The organism is Halobacteriovorax sp. HLS, from assembly GCF_004006665.1.
Classification (GTDB): Bacteria; Bdellovibrionota; Bacteriovoracia; order Bacteriovoracales; family Bacteriovoracaceae; genus Halobacteriovorax.
In genome coordinates this window covers 250,574-267,459 of the sequence record NZ_QOCL01000014.1, presented here as the reverse complement: position 1 = coordinate 267,459, position 16,886 = coordinate 250,574, and the positions used below count along the sequence as shown (strand labels likewise).

17 protein-coding genes and 1 pseudogene are annotated in these 16,886 nt (G+C 36.0%); 13 read left to right on the top strand and 5 right to left on the bottom strand.

The window, feature by feature from the left end:
- Nucleotides 1-25: 25 nt before the first annotated feature.
- Genes scpB through DPQ89_RS15280 form a run of 3 tightly spaced genes read right to left on the bottom strand, consistent with a single transcriptional unit; the run spans nt 26 to nt 3,317 of the window.
- Nucleotides 26-1,693 carry an SMC-Scp complex subunit ScpB gene (gene scpB, locus DPQ89_RS15290; protein WP_127717907.1) on the bottom strand — a complete coding sequence of 556 codons (1,668 nt, stop codon included), beginning with the start codon at nt 1,691-1,693 and terminating at the stop codon, nt 26-28.
- 17 nt (nt 1,694-1,710) lie between these two features.
- On the bottom strand, nt 1,711-2,643 hold the full coding sequence (locus DPQ89_RS15285) for a ScpA family protein (protein WP_127717906.1): 933 nt from the start codon (nt 2,641-2,643) through the stop codon (nt 1,711-1,713).
- An 11-nt stretch (nt 2,644-2,654) separates the two neighbouring features.
- A complete protein-coding gene (locus DPQ89_RS15280; RefSeq protein WP_127717905.1) occupies nt 2,655-3,317 on the bottom strand; it encodes a site-2 protease family protein in 663 nt (220 codons plus the stop codon).
- 154 nt (nt 3,318-3,471) lie between these two features.
- Here DPQ89_RS15280 and DPQ89_RS15275 point away from each other — a divergent pair, with 154 nt between their 5' ends.
- The 6 genes from DPQ89_RS15275 to DPQ89_RS15250 all read left to right on the top strand — a co-directional run bounded on the left by DPQ89_RS15275 (nt 3,472) and on the right by DPQ89_RS15250 (nt 7,754).
- Nucleotides 3,472-3,897 (top strand): NUDIX domain-containing protein, encoded by a 426-nt coding sequence (locus DPQ89_RS15275; RefSeq protein ID WP_127717904.1) that lies wholly within the window; start codon nt 3,472-3,474, stop codon nt 3,895-3,897.
- Nucleotides 3,881-4,912 carry a hypothetical protein gene (locus DPQ89_RS15270; RefSeq protein WP_127717903.1) on the top strand — a complete coding sequence of 344 codons (1,032 nt, stop codon included), beginning with the start codon at nt 3,881-3,883 and terminating at the stop codon, nt 4,910-4,912. Before DPQ89_RS15275 ends, DPQ89_RS15270 begins: the two co-directional genes overlap by 17 nt.
- On the top strand, nt 4,900-5,952 hold the full coding sequence (locus DPQ89_RS15265; RefSeq protein WP_127717902.1) for a hypothetical protein: 1,053 nt from the start codon (nt 4,900-4,902) through the stop codon (nt 5,950-5,952). The genes DPQ89_RS15270 and DPQ89_RS15265 overlap by 13 nt, the downstream gene beginning before the upstream one ends.
- Nucleotides 5,953-6,113: 161 nt before the next feature.
- The gene (locus tag DPQ89_RS15260; protein ID WP_127717901.1) at nt 6,114-6,335 is read left to right on the top strand and encodes a hypothetical protein; all 222 of its coding nucleotides are present in this window, start codon (nt 6,114-6,116) and stop codon (nt 6,333-6,335) included.
- A gap of 11 nt (nt 6,336-6,346) precedes the next feature.
- Nucleotides 6,347-6,580 (top strand): hypothetical protein, encoded by a 234-nt coding sequence (locus DPQ89_RS15255; protein ID WP_127717900.1) that lies wholly within the window; start codon nt 6,347-6,349, stop codon nt 6,578-6,580.
- Nucleotides 6,581-6,662: 82 nt separating this feature from the next.
- Nucleotides 6,663-7,754, top strand: coding sequence for a DegT/DnrJ/EryC1/StrS aminotransferase family protein (locus tag DPQ89_RS15250; RefSeq protein WP_127717899.1), 1,092 nt, complete (start codon nt 6,663-6,665; stop codon nt 7,752-7,754).
- A 26-nt stretch (nt 7,755-7,780) separates the two neighbouring features.
- Here DPQ89_RS15250 and DPQ89_RS15245 read toward each other — a convergent pair whose 3' ends face one another.
- Complete coding sequence (locus tag DPQ89_RS15245) at nt 7,781-8,185, bottom strand: hypothetical protein (protein ID WP_127717898.1); 405 nt, start codon at nt 8,183-8,185, stop codon at nt 7,781-7,783.
- A 203-nt stretch (nt 8,186-8,388) separates the two neighbouring features.
- Between DPQ89_RS15245 and DPQ89_RS15240 the strand changes: the two genes are divergently transcribed.
- Nucleotides 8,389-10,050: a M23 family metallopeptidase gene (locus DPQ89_RS15240; RefSeq protein WP_127717897.1), complete on the top strand. Its 1,662-nt coding sequence runs from the start codon at nt 8,389-8,391 to the stop codon at nt 10,048-10,050.
- On the top strand, nt 10,050-10,778 hold the full coding sequence (locus tag DPQ89_RS15235; protein WP_127717896.1) for a hypothetical protein: 729 nt from the start codon (nt 10,050-10,052) through the stop codon (nt 10,776-10,778). Before DPQ89_RS15240 ends, DPQ89_RS15235 begins: the two co-directional genes overlap by 1 nt.
- 47 nt (nt 10,779-10,825) lie before the next feature.
- Here the strand turns inward: DPQ89_RS15235 and DPQ89_RS15230 are convergent, their stop codons facing one another.
- Entirely contained in the window at nt 10,826-11,596 is a 771-nt protein-coding gene (locus DPQ89_RS15230; RefSeq protein ID WP_127717895.1) for a hypothetical protein, read from the bottom strand.
- A gap of 181 nt (nt 11,597-11,777) precedes the next feature.
- Between DPQ89_RS15230 and DPQ89_RS15225 the strand changes: the two genes are divergently transcribed.
- The 5 genes and pseudogenes from DPQ89_RS15225 to rpoD all read left to right on the top strand — a co-directional run bounded on the left by DPQ89_RS15225 (nt 11,778) and on the right by rpoD (nt 16,873).
- Nucleotides 11,778-12,323, top strand: coding sequence for a hypothetical protein (locus DPQ89_RS15225; RefSeq protein ID WP_127717894.1), 546 nt, complete (start codon nt 11,778-11,780; stop codon nt 12,321-12,323).
- Nucleotides 12,324-12,459: 136 nt separating this feature from the next.
- On the top strand, nt 12,460-13,194 hold the full coding sequence (gene trmB / locus DPQ89_RS15220) for a tRNA (guanosine(46)-N7)-methyltransferase TrmB (protein WP_127717893.1): 735 nt from the start codon (nt 12,460-12,462) through the stop codon (nt 13,192-13,194).
- A gap of 6 nt (nt 13,195-13,200) precedes the next feature.
- On the top strand, nt 13,201-15,108 hold the full coding sequence (gene dnaG / locus DPQ89_RS15215; RefSeq protein ID WP_127717892.1) for a DNA primase: 1,908 nt from the start codon (nt 13,201-13,203) through the stop codon (nt 15,106-15,108).
- 16 nt (nt 15,109-15,124) lie between these two features.
- Nucleotides 15,125-15,466 (top strand): annotated as a pseudogene (locus tag DPQ89_RS18840) (RNA polymerase sigma factor region1.1 domain-containing protein); the annotation flags it as partial.
- Nucleotides 15,440-16,873, top strand: a complete 1,434-nt coding sequence (gene rpoD / locus DPQ89_RS15210) for an RNA polymerase sigma factor RpoD (RefSeq protein WP_241558875.1) — start codon at nt 15,440-15,442, stop codon at nt 16,871-16,873. The pseudogene DPQ89_RS18840 and the gene rpoD, both read left to right, overlap by 27 nt.
- The last annotated feature ends 13 nt before the right edge of the window (nt 16,874-16,886 follow it).

The window sequence follows — 16,886 nt, the reverse complement described above, 5'->3', positions numbered from 1 at the left end:
ATCGATGTGAAATTAATACTTTCTCTTAGATTTCAGAGTCTGAAGAGTCATTTAGAAAGCTTAAATCAAGATCCAAGCCCTTAGCTTTTTCAGAAATCATTGATGATAACTCATCAATATCATTAACTTTTTCATTGATATTTGCTTCACTATCTTCAAGATCAGTTTCATCTAAACTCTCACCCGTAAGATTGGCAAATGCCTGATCAAGTGCTGCGGCCAAAGAAGATATTTCATCCGCATTATCTTTAAAAAGGTTTTCAGCAGTTTCGATAGCTTGTTCCTCAACAGGACTAGTCGCTTCTAGAGCTGGAGCGGGTTCATCATCACTTGGTTGAATTTCAATACCAGTAGCTTGTGATATTTCTTTAACTTGCTCTTCAGTCATCTCTAGATCAACCATAAAGTCAAAGTCTTCAAGCTCTGAAATCTGCTCTTCACTTAATTGAAAGTCTTCACCTTCACTTTCTTGGTCATCTTCTAACTCATCTACTATGACTTCACCTGTATCCAGGTCAATCATCTGAAACTCTTCTTCCTCTTCTTCGACAAGTTCTGGTAGATTAAAAGGTCCAGCAGTTAAGTCTCTTATTATTGAAGGATCAGTTACTGCAGTAAATACTTCAGAGATAACTGATTCCATATTCGCATCTAGAACAAGTTTATGGTCAAGATGCTCCTCTAGTAGATCAAAAGCCGACTTAATCGCCTCTCCATCTTCCGTTCTTCTTTTCTTCTCTTCAACTTTGAGTGATCTCGTAAAATCAGTTTCTGAGTCGATGGACTTAATTCTATCGGCCAGTGCATCAAGTTCATCTATTTCATCAAATGAAAATCTCGACTTGTCACCAGTGTGAACAATTGTCTTAATGTCAGAGATTTTTCCAATCTCCTGTTGGCTCATTTCATCAAGCTCATGCTCAGGCGGAAGGTCATTTAAGTCATTTAAGTTAAATACTTCTAAGAACTCTGTTGTAGTTCCGTAGAGAACTGGTCTACCAGCTTCATCAGAACGACCTGTTGTCTTAACAAGTCTCTTATCCATTAATCCTCTAACAATATGAGAAGAATCCACTCCTCTAATTTTTTCTACCTCTATTTTAGAAACTGGTTGTTTATAAGCAATAATGGCCAGTACTTCTAAAGCAGTTGGCGAAAGAACAAGAGAGTTCACTTTAAATAAATCTTGCACATACTTAGAGTAAGTTGCTTTAGTTCTAAACTGATACCCTTCAGCAACTTCTTGTAGCCTTAAACCGTGATGCTTTAATTCATATTCATTTTGAAGTCTTTCTAATGAAGCATGAACAACACGCAATGGAAGATCTTCATCAATTACATTTCTAATTTTTGCCAAAGCAACAGGCTTGTCACTCATGAAAATAATTGTCTCAATGGCTCCACAAAGAGTTTCAAAATTAAGCCCTGTTCTCGCCTGCCAAATTTTATCTTCTTGCTCTTCATCAAGTTCTTCTACAATATCATCACCTTGATCGATATTATCTGAACTCATTTCCATATCAGGATATTCAAGGTCAGACTCACTAGGATAAAGTGTTGCTTCTAGCTCATCTTCTCTTTCAGATAAAAGAGCTGCTTCAACTTCATCATCAAAGTTATCTTCAAAAACAACATTTTCAATTTGATTTAGAATTTCGTCATTAATGAGTTCATTTTCATTCGTATCAATCATAATCGTCTCTCGAGGGTCTATTGAAGAACTTGCTCTTCGTTAACAGCATCTTGCTGAGTGTGTGTCATTTCATTTGCAGATAAAGGCTCTTCAGCGATCTCTACTCCATTTTGTGCAATAGTATTTGCAATATCTTCAGAGATTGCCTTTTCAGCAAGCTCATCTTCATCTTCAAAACCATCGGCCTGAGTAACATCAAAATCTTCTAATGATTTTACGACATCAACGTAAATGCTACCCATTGACTCATTTTGAAAAACTTCAAGTCTCTGTAGGCGTGCAAGCTCTAATAAAGAAATAAAAGTTATAACTTTATTATCTAAATTCTCGCCACCATCATTATCTAAAAGATCCTGTAAAGTTGTTTTTTGCCCAACTTCTAAGTGTGATCTAAGGAAGACAAGTTTCTCTTTAATAGATAAACGGTCTCTTTTTACAACTGTATATTTTCTTCTTTCTCTAAATAAGAAATCCATCATTGCCATTGTAAGTTTCTCTAGCTCCATAGGAGTCAAGATTGAGTTTACAATGGCCTTTCTATTGATCTTTGGTTTTACAAAGATATGCTCGTCTCTCTTATCAAGTGACCAAAGCTTCTCTCCCATCTTTTGGAAGTGTTGAAGCTCTTCTAATCTTCTAATAAGCTCTGCTGAAGAAGTTATATTTAACCCCTCTCCGTCAGAAAGTTGATCTTTAAGACGCTCTTGCTCTTCTTCAGTTATACAGTTTTTAGATTTTAATAAGAGAAGTGTCGCTGCTAAATAGAGGTAATCTCCAGCAATGTCGAAGTTTAAATCACGCATTTCTGCGAGATAGCCTAGGTATTGGCTCGTAATTTTTGTTAAATCTAGATCTTTTACACTCATCTCTTCTTTTTGTACGAGCATAAGTAAAAGACCAAGCGGTCCATCAAAGTTATCTGTTTTGACCTGAATGGTTGTATCTAACATCCATTACTCCATTAGCTAAAAAGCATTATAAATAATCCTGTCACCATATTAGAAAGCGCAAAGACTGGTCTAACAAGGTAAGAGAAAATATCAGTCATCCATAAAATTATAAAAAATAGGAAAGTAAATCTTTGTAACTCTTCATACTTTCTGGCCTGATTGTAATCTAAAAAAGGCATTACCATCTTTGATCCGTCCAGTGGAGGAAAAGGGATCAGGTTAAATACTGCAAGAACTAGATTTATAACCACAGCATAACGGAGCATATTTTCAATTGCAGGCTTAAAAGACACACTCATAGGTAGCTGTGTATATGACAATGCAAAGAGTAGAGAACATAGCAGAGCTATGATTATATTTGCTCCAGGACCAGCAAAGGCAACCCAAAAGCTTCCGGCCTTATATTTTTTAAAGTTTGATGGATTGACAGGAACTGGCTTGGCCCACCCGAAAGGAGTTAATCCAAAAAGCATTAGACCTAGTGGAAAAATAATAGTCCCCATCATATCTGCATGTGAAGAAGGATTAAGAGTTAGTCGACCGTATCGCTCGGGTGTATCGTCACCAAACTTGGTGGCCACAAGGGCATGAGCGTATTCATGAAATACCACTCCAATAAGAAATCCCGGCAGACATGTCGCTAGTGTGTGTAGGAAGCTTGTTACGTCTGTCATAGTTCTATATTCATATCATTTTGCACACTGAGTAGCAATGAATCTTGCCAAAGACTAGATGCAATATAAGCAAACTTTTTCGTCATAGACCCACCGCGTGATAAATCTCGTCCGCCTAAGTTCCTATTTACACGTATTAGAGTATAATTAAGGTATGGAAGAGAAGCGTCATAAAAAAGTCCAAGTAGTTATTTTTGATTTAGAAACAAGATCAAAAGTACTTTTGTTACAGACCAAAGAAGATAGAGATTTTCATTGGCAAAATGTAACAGGATCAGTTGAAGATAAAGAGAGCTACGTAATAGGCGCGCTAAGAGAATTACAAGAGGAAACAGGCCTAACAGGAACACTTACAGAACTTCCAATTTTCTTTGATTTCACTGATCGTTGGAATAAATCTGTTCACGAAAAGGTTTATTTAGTACTTGCTCCTTTTAGTCATCATGTATCTCTATGCGAAAAAGAGCACCAAAGCTTTAAGTGGTATGAAGCAGACCAGTTAAATAATAAAAACTTTGGATACGAGAGCAATTGGTTAGCATTTTGTGAAGCGAGGAAATGGCTTGAAAATAATAACTAAAATTCTTATCATTTTATTAAGTATAAACGTAATGGCATCGGAAATTGCAATAGTTCCTCCACATGATGTCTTAGACGAATTTTTAGAAGATGAAGTTAATTTCTCTCAAATCGATTCTTTATCTGAATCGATTGATATTTCCAAAATTCGGTACCGAAAATATAAACCCAAAGAATACATTAGAACCGACCCCTTAATTCCTGAAAACTTCTATGCCTCGCTAACTAAGAACTCTAAGCTTATAAAGTTAGATGGTAATGAAGTTTTCTATAACGAAAGAAAAGTCTACGTAAAGGCCAGAGAGATCTACTACGGTGGAAAATGGTCCTATATTCTATCAAAAGATGGGAGTATTAAATATAAAACTCACACTAAGAACCTAACCTCTGTTCAAGATATTATAAAACTAAGATCGACAATTCCTGCCGATAAGACCTACCCCGTTAAGACTCAGAACCATACTTCGGATAAAGTTCTACCGCTTCAAACACATCTTCTCTTTAGAAATGATACTTCAAATATGAGTTATGTCGGACAGAATCTTGGCTACTCTGATGGAAACGCAAACTCTAACACAGTAAGTGTAAAACTCTATTACGAATCATTTCTCCCTGTAGATTTTGGCCTTGTTTTTGACTACCAATATGGGGTTTTGAATTTTGAAGATAGTTCAGAATCTATCTGGAATGCTGCCTACTTTGGACCTACTGCAAAATATACATTCTATGATAGAGGAAGCTTCGCTTTAAATACTCAGCTGGCAGTCAAGAAGTCTCTATTTTTCAACGCTTCAGACAATGGACAGAAAATTAGTTTCTCTACACTATTATGGCAAATTGGCTTAGAAGCTCTATACAAAACAAGTTATGGAAATATTTCTCTTGGATATGAGAATTCATTCATAAGAAGCTCAGTAAAATCAGAACTTCCTGGACAAGCTCCCATTTCACCTGAAAAAACAACAATGACTCAAAGTTCATTTAGCATAGGATATCAATTTACATGGAACCTATAAAAAAAATCATAACTCTTCTATTAGTCATTTTTATTAATAGTGCTATGGCCATAGATGCTGAAGTCATTGTTCTTGAAGCTCCTCTACTTGCAGCCCCTGATCAATCGGCAAGAACACTCCAACGTGTTCGAAAAGGAAAGAAACTATTTATCAACTCTAATCAGTTAAACAATAGTCAGTGGCAGATGAACTATAATGTTGACTCTAATGGTGAACCACTACCACAGAATAAAGAGAACATACTCTTTTTAAAAACCCTAACCACTGCAGGCGAAGACGCATGGATTTCTAAGAAATTTGTAAAAGTTATTTATAATGACGAAAGAGAAGATCAACTACAAATGAATCCTTATGCGAGCTATGATCCAACCGACTACAGAATAGAAGAACCACTTCCAGACACTTATCCATTGATTGACCCAAGAAAGGCAAGAGCTTATATGTCCTTCGGTATTGGACCTGCCGCAAAAAGTGGATTTAACTATGGGACAACTGTACTTGAAGAACAAATTGGAAATAAGTATTCATTCAATACTATTTACGCTCGAAAAGTTGAATTTGATAACTTTGATAGATTTTACTTTGGCGGTTCTCTACAATTTAGTGGTCAAAGAAGCACTTACTTTGTTTCGACACAAAGAACCACGCAGGAAACACATGGTGAAATAGGAATAGGTCCTTATATTTCATATGACATTTACAGAAATGAAAGTAGAAACCTAACTCTATTTAGTGGCTTCACTTACAACTTGCACAGATACTCCGTAGAGCAAGGAACTCTTGATGGACAATTTGAAGAACGCCTTTTTACTGGTTACTCAATCACTCCTAAACTTGGATTAACTTACGCTATCAAAGACTTTATTCCAGGCACTGGACTTGATTTTATTTTAGGTACAGAAACTATTTTTAATCTTCCTTACACTCTCTCCACAACAACTCCAATTCAAATCGATGAATTGTGGAACGAGACAAGTGAAATAAACTATCCTATTGCGGCACAATTCAATGTCTTCTTAGGCCTTAGAGCAAATTATTAACCGAGCATTTTACTTTCTTTTAAAAACATTCAAATTGTCTATATTTTCGACAACTTAGACCAATAAAAATGTCTAAAGTTTTGACAACCAAGTTCGATAAGTCATGTAGAAAAAGAAATTGATATCTCAGGAAGAGAAATCAAATAGTCCTGGAGGGGCACATGACAAATCAAGACACACAATCAGAAGTAGCATTTCAAAAACTTGGTAACACTTGGTATGTATTTACGGAAGTTGAAAATGAAGTTATCTATTCAGCAATGCCGGCCGGAATGGACCCAAGAGAAACTAAACTAGAATTATATGAAATTATCGAAGACCATATGGAAAAAGTGGTAAAACACTACCAAGGTGCTAAGAGAGCTCCTCAAGCGGCAGCTTAAGGAATAAAGTAATGGGAATAAAGAAATTGCAAAATTTATTTAAACCTACAGGTCCTAAAAAGCAGAGTTTCTCTGCTGTTAGGACCACTAATGACTCTCCCGCTAAAAACGGGGGAAAAGATCAGGCCATTAGAGACAAGGCCGAGATTGAATCCTATATAAAATCTATTAAGTCCAAAATCGAACAAGGTGAAGGCGCAAAGAAAGCGGCCGATATCTTGAGTGAATGGATCAATAAAAAGTAACACCCTGTACAACAATCTAGAATAGATCAATAGAAAAATCACTGATATAATCCATCCGTATACCTTAATCCGAGGACTAAAGATGGAAATATCATTTTACGATTTTGAAAAATTACACAACGAAGAATTTAGACAAGAAGTTAAATCTCTCTTAGGTGAAATCATCGATAAGAATGCTTTTGCTGAAGGTGAGTATAATAAAAAGTTTGAAGAAGACTTTGCGAAGATGCAAGGAGCGAAGAAATGTGCTCTCGTTGCAAATGGAACTGATGCTATCGAAATGTCTCTTGAGATTTTAGGTATCGGCCACGGTGATAAAGTTGGCGTTCCAGGAATTACTTTTTATGCAACGATTGAGGCCGTACTAAATAGAGGAGCTACACCAATATATGTAGATGTTAATCCTATCGATGGCTTAATATGCCCTGACTCAGTTAAAAGACTTAGTGAAAAGCATGAGCTAAAAGCAATTATCCCTGTTCATATATACGGACTACCTGCTCCTATTGCTGAACTTGAGCAGATTTGTAACCCGAAGAATATTAAGATTGTAGAAGATGCAGCTCAGGCCCAGGGAACATTTCTTCCAACAGGCCCTGTTGGTTCATCAAACAACTTAACAACTTTTTCTTTTTATCCAACAAAGAACTTAGCAGCCTTTGGTGACGCAGGAGCGGTTCTTATGCCGAGTGAGGAACTTTATAATAAGATTAAAGTCGTAGGAAATCATGGTCGTGGTGACGATGAAGCCTATGGAAGAAACTCTCGTTGTGATCATCTTCAGGCAGCAGTTCTTTATAAAAAACTTGAAAAAATTGAGGGTTATAATAAAGAGAGAAAGTCTAATGCAGCCCTTTACCATAAGCATTTAGAAGGTGCTAGCGTAAGAACTCTTCCTCAAAAATATATTGAAACATCTTCGTGGCATCTCTACCCTGTTCAATGTGAAAGTGTAGAGCAGAGAATCAAGCTAGCTGACCTATTAAAAGAAAAAGGCGTTTCTACAACACCTTTCTATGATCAAGCAATTAGTGAAATGACTCCATTCAAAGGTTTTGAAGGAGAAGATACAAATGCTAAGAACTTCGCAGGAAGAACTCTCTGTCTTCCTATGACTCCTTTCTTAACTGAAGAACAGATAAAATATATTTCCGAAATCATCAAAAATGCATAACTAATAGCTCCCTTCGGGGAGCTTTTTTATTCGCACTTACTCTCAATTATTTCATGCACACGAATTGTACGGTGTTTTAATCTTGGAATTAAGTCAGTATTTAAAACATATCCAGTGAACTTGAGTTCATCTTCATCAACAAAAATATTTCTATAGGCCGGTCGGGACAAGATAGCTCTTATTTCTTTTAATCTTTCTTCGTGTGCCGCGAGACTTTCATTTAGAGAAATACTTACTTCCTCTAGTTCCTCGCAACTCATCTCATCTAAATGAACATTATCCCCATTACTGGCTTGGTAACAACTACGCCCACAAAATTCAATTTTGCTTGCGGCCTCTAGGAAACTTCTTACTCGAGGGTTTTCAAGCAGGTTATTTGCCTGGGACGAAAACGTAGTCACTAGAGCTATACCTATTAAGAACTTCTTCATTTAAACTCCTATGTGCCACTCATAATATCTAAAAACGAAGACTTAATCTTTAATCTTGAATTATTTTCAACTGCGTAAAATCTTTGGTCAATGTAGTAAGTGTCTAAAATATTGACACCTTCTATAGACTTTTCAAAGAGCACGGACTTGAACAGTATTTCTTATAGAATTAAGCAAACTTTATTAACTTTTGAGAATTTTTTATGAAAAAAACACTACTTACATTATTGGCCATGAATTCAATTATCTCCCCTGTTCTGGCAGATGATACTCCTGTATTCCTTTGGGATAATCAAGAAGGTCTTATCAAGGCCAGCTCTTGTAAGATAATTCCTTCAACCACGATTCCTTTTAGAATTAGTGGCTTCACGGGATGGAAGCAGCAAGGCACAGAGAATCTAAGAAACTACAATGGTGTTAAACAATCTCACTTAGTAAATGGCTCTATCTTAAAGTTAAAACAAAATAAACAAAGACGTAACTACGAATTCATTGAAGTTGTAGGTATTAATACGAATACTCAAGAAAAAGTAAATCGTTGGTACACTAAAAGAAGTGACTCAGGCTATCTATTTAAAGACTCTATACACTCTGTCGAAGACTATATTCTTGAAGTTGACCACAAGAACCTTTCTCAAACAAATATCAATGAACTTAGCGAAAAGGATTCGTCTTTTTGGCTCGCAGAATCAAGTGGAAGCTACTATAAGATGAACTGCGACGGAGAAAGAAGCGGAAGAAATTACTCACTTTTTAGGGTGTATAATGATCTAGCTACAAGTACATCTCCGAGCGCCTTTGTGGGTGTCTACGAAGATGAGTCCAGTATTTTTTCATCAATCAAGTCTTACAAATTAAGCTCACTTCAATCAAACTATGAAACATTTGAAGCCGCTTATGACCTAGACGGTCTTATATCAAAGACAGAATTCGACATAATTGAAGATAATGGAATATTCGAAGCAAAGATAGAGAAGAATTTTAAGAAGAATATGAAAATTATTAAAGCGCAAAAAGAGGTAGAAAAAGAACTCGAAAATGAATCTGTAACGACAGCAGAGGGCTTTTTCGAAGAAGTTGTTTGTATTCCGAGCTCTACCTTAAATGTGAGAGATGATTCTTTAGACAAGGTTCTCTTTAAGGCCACAACAGGCGAAGTCGTAAAGAAGTTTCAAAGCTTTGATAACGAAGTGAAAGAGCTTACTTTAGAAGGTACGACATATGAGTTTGTAAAGGTCGAATTTCCAGCAAGAGAGGAAAAAGACCAAAGGGTAGGATGGGTTGCATCTGACTATGTAAAGCAGAAGTCAAAATGTAAATATTTAAGAGATACTAGCACTATTAACCAAGTAAAGGACGTAGAAATAAGTGGTATTGACGATGAGAAATGCTGTGAGTTTCCTACGGTTAAAGCGACTACTCACAGCTATACTAGTGGAATGAGAATGTTTAACGCAAGAAGAGGCGGGGGAACGAGAAGTCACGCTGCTTGTGATCTTTATAGATATATAAACGAGCCAATTCTTTCAGTCGCACCTGGAAAAGTCGTGAGAAATCATTACTACTTCTATCAAGGAACTTACGCTATCGAAGTTGTTCACTCTGGTGGTTTTATTGTCAGATATGGTGAGCTTTCAGGAAAGAAGATAGACGGAATAAACAATGGAAGTAAAGTTAAAATGGGACAACAAATAGGATATATGGGAAAAGTTAATTCAAATTGCTGTCGTCCAATGCTACACTTTGAATTATTCAAAGGAACAGGTTCTGGTCCGTTGTCGACTTCTGGAAATAAATACAAAAGAAGAAGTGACCTTATGGACCCAACAAATTATTTAAAGAAATGGGAAATTGGTAAATTTTAATGAAAAAAACTCTAGGTCTAATAGTTATTATCAGTGCAGGATTTTATTTTTACTATCATAACTTGAAATCCCCTAAGCTAGAGACCTCAGACCAAACGATTGAGCACAAAGAAAGTGCTCAGTCTCCTTCACAGCCTACTCATGATCACTCCTCCCATAGTCATCTCTCACCAGGTCCAGACAACACTAAAAAAGAACCTAAGAAACTCATAAAAGTTGTTCCTATTCCTGAAGACAAAAGTGGAAAGTCTTTGATTCAAATGAGTGAAACACTATCACTACTTGCAAACGATAATATTGATATTGAAGAACTCAAAGATAATCTCACCTCCAAAGGACTAAACCTTACCATCGCTAACGATAGTAATGAGCATACTGGGAAAATGACTATTATTAGAACCCAAAATACTCTTCCAGGAACTAGATATTTTCATGCACAGATATTTCAAGATGAAGAAGGAAACTCATTTGTACAACATATGTCATTTGAATATAGGCCGGGAATAGATGCATTTGAACAGGCAATTGCAACAGCAAAGAAATATTTTAATTTAAATAGAGATCCTGACACTTCTAAAGACGACTTTGTTTCTTGGAGTACCAAAACTGGACATGTTATTTGGATAAAGAAAATGAGTAAAGAGGATTTAGAAAATGATCCTTTCAATGCCTATACTGATTCTGATGTTGGAACAATTAAAGTCGCAAAAGAGCTCGAAATTCATTAATAATTAAGGTTATAAGAGAAATTTTCTCCTATAACCTTCTTATAAAATTACTGCTTACAATATTTTTTTACAGTCTTAAGAACTTTTCTATATTCTCTTTTTCTTTCTGTATATGGAACAAAATTTCCATAGTAAGAATGGTAAAATGAAGTCATTCCTTCAACATATTTATAAACCTGAGTCCTTTGATAATTGGAATCTAGTACTTTTAAATCGTATCCATTTTCAGTCTTGGCTATATCAGAAACTAGCCAAGCGTGAGCGTCAACTCCTTTAATCTGCAGTTTTTGATAAGCAATATTTCCTTCAACTTTTACATACTGATAGAGCTCATCCATTTTCTTTTTCAATTTTTTCTCAGTCGTGTTACTTGTTCCAGCAAGCCCAACAATCCACTGCTGACGAAGAAAACCATCTGCAATTTGCCACTTCTCTAATTCTTCTTGGATTTCATCCCTAAACTGATAAGAGAACTCACTAATTGAGCTAAATCCTGGCAACTCAACAACACTCTTTCCTTTCCTAATCTTTTTAATAATATCCTTTGCTTGCTCTAGAGTTGGAAAATCTAGGTTTTCCCTAAATCTTACAAGTAACATTGCATTTCTTTGAAACCTACTATGCCACCAGCAGACGCCTCCATTAATTAAGCCTCCCTGATTTCTAAAAGTTAGAAACTGCTCACTATTAAAAACATTTTTTTTGATTGATGTAGAAGTGGCCCTTACAGAACAGAAATTACTCTTCGATACAGCAAAGGTTTGAGTCGTAGAAAATAGACAGAGCGCTATAGCGCTGTACTTAATTGTAGAATTCATTTTAGCTCCTCATTATTTATTTAATAGTTAGCACAGATAGAGACGCATCGCGACAATTGTGTAAAATTTCTAGTCATTTCCAATAATTAAACACTTTTAGCTTATCTAATATATTGAAAATACGTGTGCTAATTGGCTTAAATTTTGCTATAAAAGGGTATACACATTTTGGGAGAATCTTATGAAGTACGTAATCATTTTAATATCCTTACTATCAATAAACTCACTTTTTGCTGCTGAAGCGACCAGAGAGAATATCCTCTTTTCATATAAGAAAAGTCTTGATGGATATTACCCAGATTACGAAATCGAGCAAAGATACAACGGCCTTACTAAATTAAGCGCTAAAGTAGATAGTTCTACCCTAGATACTAACTTCATTTCAGTACTCACTCTTGACTCATTAAAGCCAAATCAAGATGAAATGGAAGTTATGTCAAGTCTAGTCTACGCGTGTTTGAATGAGTCATATAAAGAAGATATTTATAAGAAATGTACTAGTATGACACTTACTGAAGAGCTCGATGGATACTATGGAGAATTTGCCGGAAGAAACGATCAACTCGACACAATGATTGAAGACTTCTTTGAAGTACAAACTGCACTCTTAGAGCTTACTCCCGCCATAAAGAGCGAAAAGATAAATAACTCAAAAAGAGGGTCAAAGAGTATTATAGATGATGGGTCTTCAGAAAGCTCAAATTCAAGTAATAGCTTTCAACAATAGAATCAGCTTAAGGGTAGAGAAGTTCTCTTCACTACCCTACTTTCAATATAATTAGACACTTAATAAAAGACCTCTATGTAATTTTTTACGATCATCACCTTCTTAAGTGATTTCATATTGATAGCCGACCTAATGCATGATAACTACTAGCAAAATTAAAGATGCAGAGGAACTTATGACTGATCTCACTTATAGTGATGAATTTAAATATACGTCTACTAATCCATACCACGATAAGCTTGAAGAATTTAAAGATTTCGTTTTTAGAGATCATGAAGCTGAGCAATTAAAAGGCAAGTGGAATCAGGAAGTTTTCAAAAGAGAAGCTCCTCTATGTTTAGAAATTGGTTCTGGATATGGGCATTTCATGATGGACTACTGTGAGAAAAATCCTGAAGTAAATTTCATCGGTCTAGATTATAGATTTAAAAGAAGTTTCTCACTTGCTAGAAAACTAGCCGATCACCCTACTAAGACTTTCAAATATTTAAGGGCCAAAGGAGAGAGAATCCACTTTCTTTTCGGAGAAAATGAATTAGATAGAATTTTCTACTTCTTCCCGGACCCATGGCCAAAAACACGTCATATGAAAAAGAGACTATTCCAAGCTCCATTTCTAGATCAAGCCTATAAAGTCTTAAGGCCAGGTGGTAGAATCTTTATTAAGACAGATCATGATGGATATGCACAATGGATGGAAGAAGTTATGGAAGGTGACGATCAATTCGAGCTAGTCATGTCCACTAAAAACTTGAGAGAAGAATATCCTGAGCACTTTCTATGTGACTTCAAAACTAAGTTTGAAAAAATCTTCTTAGACAAAGGAATTAAGATAAAGGCCTTTGAGCTTGTATCGAAGAAGAAGGATTAGTATTTAATGTCCCTTAAGGACCTAAAAGAAAAAATTATTAATGAAATTGCCCTAACCTCAGTTGTTGGCCATTACATTCCTATAACTAGAAAAGGCACTACTTCTCTAGCAGTTTGCCCCTTTCACGACGACCACAAACCATCTATGCACGTTACCAACGAAAAACGCTTCTATAAGTGTTTTGCTTGTGGCGCGGGTGGAAATGCAATAGACTTTGTCGTTAACTACAAGAATCTCGATTTTGTCGAAGCGCTCAAAGAGATATGTGATCATCAAGGAATAAACTTTGATGACTACTATCAAAAAAAAGAAAAGCCCCCAAAATTACTCATGGCCGAAAAGATTTTAACCAAAAGCTCTCAGCTCTATAGAAAGCTTGCGGAAACTAAGGCTTACGAGAAGTATGAAGAATTCATTAAAAAGAGGGGCCTCTCAAATGATATCGCGAAAACCTACTCCCTAGGCTACGCTCCTAAAGACAGTAAGCTCACCAGCTATCTCAGCTCTATTCCAAATGAAAAAGAGAGATCATTTGCCTTAGATATTGCAAAAGAGCTAGGCCTTATTAAGGTCGACAAGAACGACAATAAGTCCCACTATGACACTTTCAGAGACCGAATTATCTTTCCAATCTGGGATCAGTTTGGCCAAGTTGTTGGCTATACAAGTAGAGCTGTATTTGATTATCAGAAAGCTAAGTACATGAATTCACGAGAATCTTTTATCTTTAATAAGAAACATATCCTCTATGGACTCCACCTTGCAAAGAGTAGCATCAGAAGCAAGGATGCTGTCATCTTAGTAGAAGGAAATATGGATCAAATAGCTTTATTCAATAAAGGATTTACAAATTCAGTGGCCGTCCAAGGAGTTGCCCTTGGAGAGACGAGTTTAAGAAATTTAAAGTCCATGACGACTAACTTCTACCTGTGCCTTGATAATGACCAGGCCGGTTGGAATGCGAGTGAAAGAATTCATAAACAATGTGTTGAAGCTGGAATAACTCCTAAGTTTGTAGACCTCAACCCTCATAAAGACCCTGACGACTTTCTTCAAGCTGAAGGATCCATAGAGCTTCAAAAGAGGATTGAAGGTGCGAAGAGTTTTATAGACGCTCAGATCGATAAAATATTTCCAAGCACTCTACCTGAAGTTCTCGATGCTCAACTTGCGCTACTTAATCACTGCTTTGCTATTCTAGCTCCCATGGGAGAATCACTTGAAGCAACAGAGCGCGCCGCACAACTCGCAAAGAGAATCGGACTAAGTTCGCAGCCGGATCAAATAATCAATAATTACAAACAGTTCCTAAAAAATGAACCTCAATCTTTTCCAAACTCCCCAAAGGAAATCGATGATCCAGGCCTTATGACTGAGATGTATCACGTTGATGAATATGAAATGGATGAGAGCTATCTCCAATATCAAGAAGAGGAACTTCTTAGCGCTAGTGCTTTAAGCAAGATTGAGACCACTTTATTGTCTGAAATCATCAAGCATCCGGAGTGCTTAACTAGCGATAAAATCGGGGAATTACTTGATTTTGTGTCATCAAATGAGGTAAAAAAATACATTACAAAGCTTAAAGAAATTTTTTACGAAATTGATGAAAATGAATTTGTATCAATTGTATCTAGCCTTAGTGAAAATGGCTCATTTTCAACCCAGCTTAAAGATACAATTTCTTCAGCACTGAAGAATTATAGGCCAGTAGCTCTAGACGAAAATAAAGTTTCTCAAATTGTTTTTGATATCAATAAGAAACTACAAGAGCAAAAGCTTAAGCTACTCATTGAAGAATATAAAATGAGAATAAAAGCATGTGCAACAAAAGAAGAATCTGTTGAGTTGATGAATTTATTTTCTAAAGCACAACAGGATTTAAAAAAAGTAAAAGATCTAAGACATAAATAACCCCGGGGGAAAATCAATGTCTATTGTTTCCGTATTTATAAATTCAAAAGATTTCTCAAAGCTACTTATTAAAGGAAAAGATCAACAGTATCTAACTCCTGAAGAAATCAATGACGCCATTCCAACAAGCATCGTAGAGCCAGAGGCCATAGACGAAATTATGCTTAAGATCCAAGAAGCGCGTATTGATATTCAAAACGAAGTATCTGAAGAGGAAGACGATGGTATCCGCTTAGACGGTACAGAAATTATCGAAGAGACTCTTTCAAAAGAAGAGAAGGCTGAATTGAAGTCTGCTTCAACAGATCCTGTTAAGTTATATCTTAAGAGAATGGGTTCTGTCGCTCTACTTACACGTGAAGGTGAAGTTGTAATTGCCAAAGAAATTGAAGAAGGTGAAAGAGAAATTATTCTCTCTGCCGTAAAGTCTACTCATGCTATTAAAGAAATTATCAGACTAAAAGAAAAAGTTGAAACACAAGAAAATCAAAGTGAATTTGTGAAGGAACTTGTTCGTGGTCTTGACGATGAATCTTCCAACAAAGACATAGAGAAAGTTAAACAACAAATCTATGCAGTATGCGATGATTTAGAGTCTCAACTAGGTAATGTTGAAAATGAAGATGGTACTTTAAAGAAGTATACTGAAGCTGAAAAGAAAGTGATGGATGAAATTGCTCTTCGTTTAGCAGACCTTACATTCAACAGAAAAATCATTAATAGTTTTGTTGAACCGGTTAAGAAATACTTCCTTCAGTTCAAAGAACTATATGAACAACAAGAAAGAATTTTCAAATTTTTAGAAGTTCCTGATTATGAAGACTATAAAGTTCTTTATGAAAAAGTTTTAGAAGATGATGCATTTAAGAGAAGACTTGCAAAAGACCTTTATACAACTGATGCAAAAATTGAACAACTTATCAGAAACCAAGAAGATGTTATTAGAAAGCTTCGTCGTTTAAGCCTAGATGCTGGAATGGATTTTGAAGACATCAATGATGTTTATAATATTATCTTAAAAGGTGAACAAAAGGCCGACGTTGCGAAATCTCAACTTGTTGAAGCTAACCTTAGACTAGTTGTTTCTATTGCTAAGAAATATACTAACAGAGGATTACAATTCCTAGACTTAATCCAGGAAGGTAATATCGGCTTAATGAAAGCTGTGGACAAATTTGAGTATCGTCGTGGTTATAAATTTTCTACTTATGCGACTTGGTGGATTCGTCAGGCCATAACAAGAGCAATTGCTGACCAAGCAAGAACAATTCGTATCCCAGTTCACATGATAGAAACTATCAACAAGATGGTTCGAACTTCTCGTCAGTTAATTCAAGAGCTAGGTAGAGAACCTACTCCAGAAGAGATTGCAGAGAAAATGGAACTTCCAGTTGATAAAGTGAAAAAAGTTCAAAAGATCTCTAAAGAGCCTATCTCTCTTGAAACTCCAATTGGTGAAGAAGAAGATAGCTCACTTGGTGACTTTATCGAAGATAAAAAGATTATTTCACCTGCCGACGCAGTTATGAGTGTTACTCTTTCAGAGCAAACTCGTTCAGTACTTTCAACTTTAACTCCTAGAGAAGAAAAAGTTTTAAGAATGCGTTTTGGTATTGGAGAGAAATCAGACCATACACTTGAAGAAGTTGGTCAAGATTTCTTTGTAACTAGAGAGCGTATTCGTCAGATTGAAGCGAAGGCCTTGAGAAAGCTTCGTCACCCTTCAAGAGCGAAAATGCTAAAGAGTTACATAGATAAAGAATAAGCTTTAACAAAAT

Excerpts from the sequence above, each read along its gene's own strand:
- scpB (WP_127717907.1), bottom strand. The coding sequence starts at position 1,693 with ATGATTGATACGAATGAAAATGAACTCATTAATGACGAAATTCTAAAT.
- DPQ89_RS15285 (WP_127717906.1), bottom strand. The coding sequence starts at position 2,643 with ATGTTAGATACAACCATTCAGGTCAAAACAGATAACTTTGATGGACCG.
- DPQ89_RS15280 (WP_127717905.1), bottom strand. The coding sequence starts at position 3,317 with ATGACAGACGTAACAAGCTTCCTACACACACTAGCGACATGTCTGCCG.
- DPQ89_RS15275 (WP_127717904.1), top strand. The coding sequence starts at position 3,472 with ATGGAAGAGAAGCGTCATAAAAAAGTCCAAGTAGTTATTTTTGATTTA.
- DPQ89_RS15265 (WP_127717902.1), top strand. The coding sequence starts at position 4,900 with ATGGAACCTATAAAAAAAATCATAACTCTTCTATTAGTCATTTTTATT.
- DPQ89_RS15260 (WP_127717901.1), top strand. The coding sequence starts at position 6,114 with ATGACAAATCAAGACACACAATCAGAAGTAGCATTTCAAAAACTTGGT.
- DPQ89_RS15255 (WP_127717900.1), top strand. The coding sequence starts at position 6,347 with ATGGGAATAAAGAAATTGCAAAATTTATTTAAACCTACAGGTCCTAAA.
- DPQ89_RS15250 (WP_127717899.1), top strand. The coding sequence starts at position 6,663 with ATGGAAATATCATTTTACGATTTTGAAAAATTACACAACGAAGAATTT.
- DPQ89_RS15245 (WP_127717898.1), bottom strand. The coding sequence starts at position 8,185 with ATGAAGAAGTTCTTAATAGGTATAGCTCTAGTGACTACGTTTTCGTCC.
- DPQ89_RS15240 (WP_127717897.1), top strand. The coding sequence starts at position 8,389 with ATGAAAAAAACACTACTTACATTATTGGCCATGAATTCAATTATCTCC.
- DPQ89_RS15235 (WP_127717896.1), top strand. The coding sequence starts at position 10,050 with ATGAAAAAAACTCTAGGTCTAATAGTTATTATCAGTGCAGGATTTTAT.
- DPQ89_RS15230 (WP_127717895.1), bottom strand. The coding sequence starts at position 11,596 with ATGAATTCTACAATTAAGTACAGCGCTATAGCGCTCTGTCTATTTTCT.
- DPQ89_RS15225 (WP_127717894.1), top strand. The coding sequence starts at position 11,778 with ATGAAGTACGTAATCATTTTAATATCCTTACTATCAATAAACTCACTT.
- trmB (WP_127717893.1), top strand. The coding sequence starts at position 12,460 with ATGATAACTACTAGCAAAATTAAAGATGCAGAGGAACTTATGACTGAT.
- dnaG (WP_127717892.1), top strand. The coding sequence starts at position 13,201 with ATGTCCCTTAAGGACCTAAAAGAAAAAATTATTAATGAAATTGCCCTA.
- rpoD (WP_241558875.1), top strand. The coding sequence starts at position 15,440 with ATGGGTTCTGTCGCTCTACTTACACGTGAAGGTGAAGTTGTAATTGCC.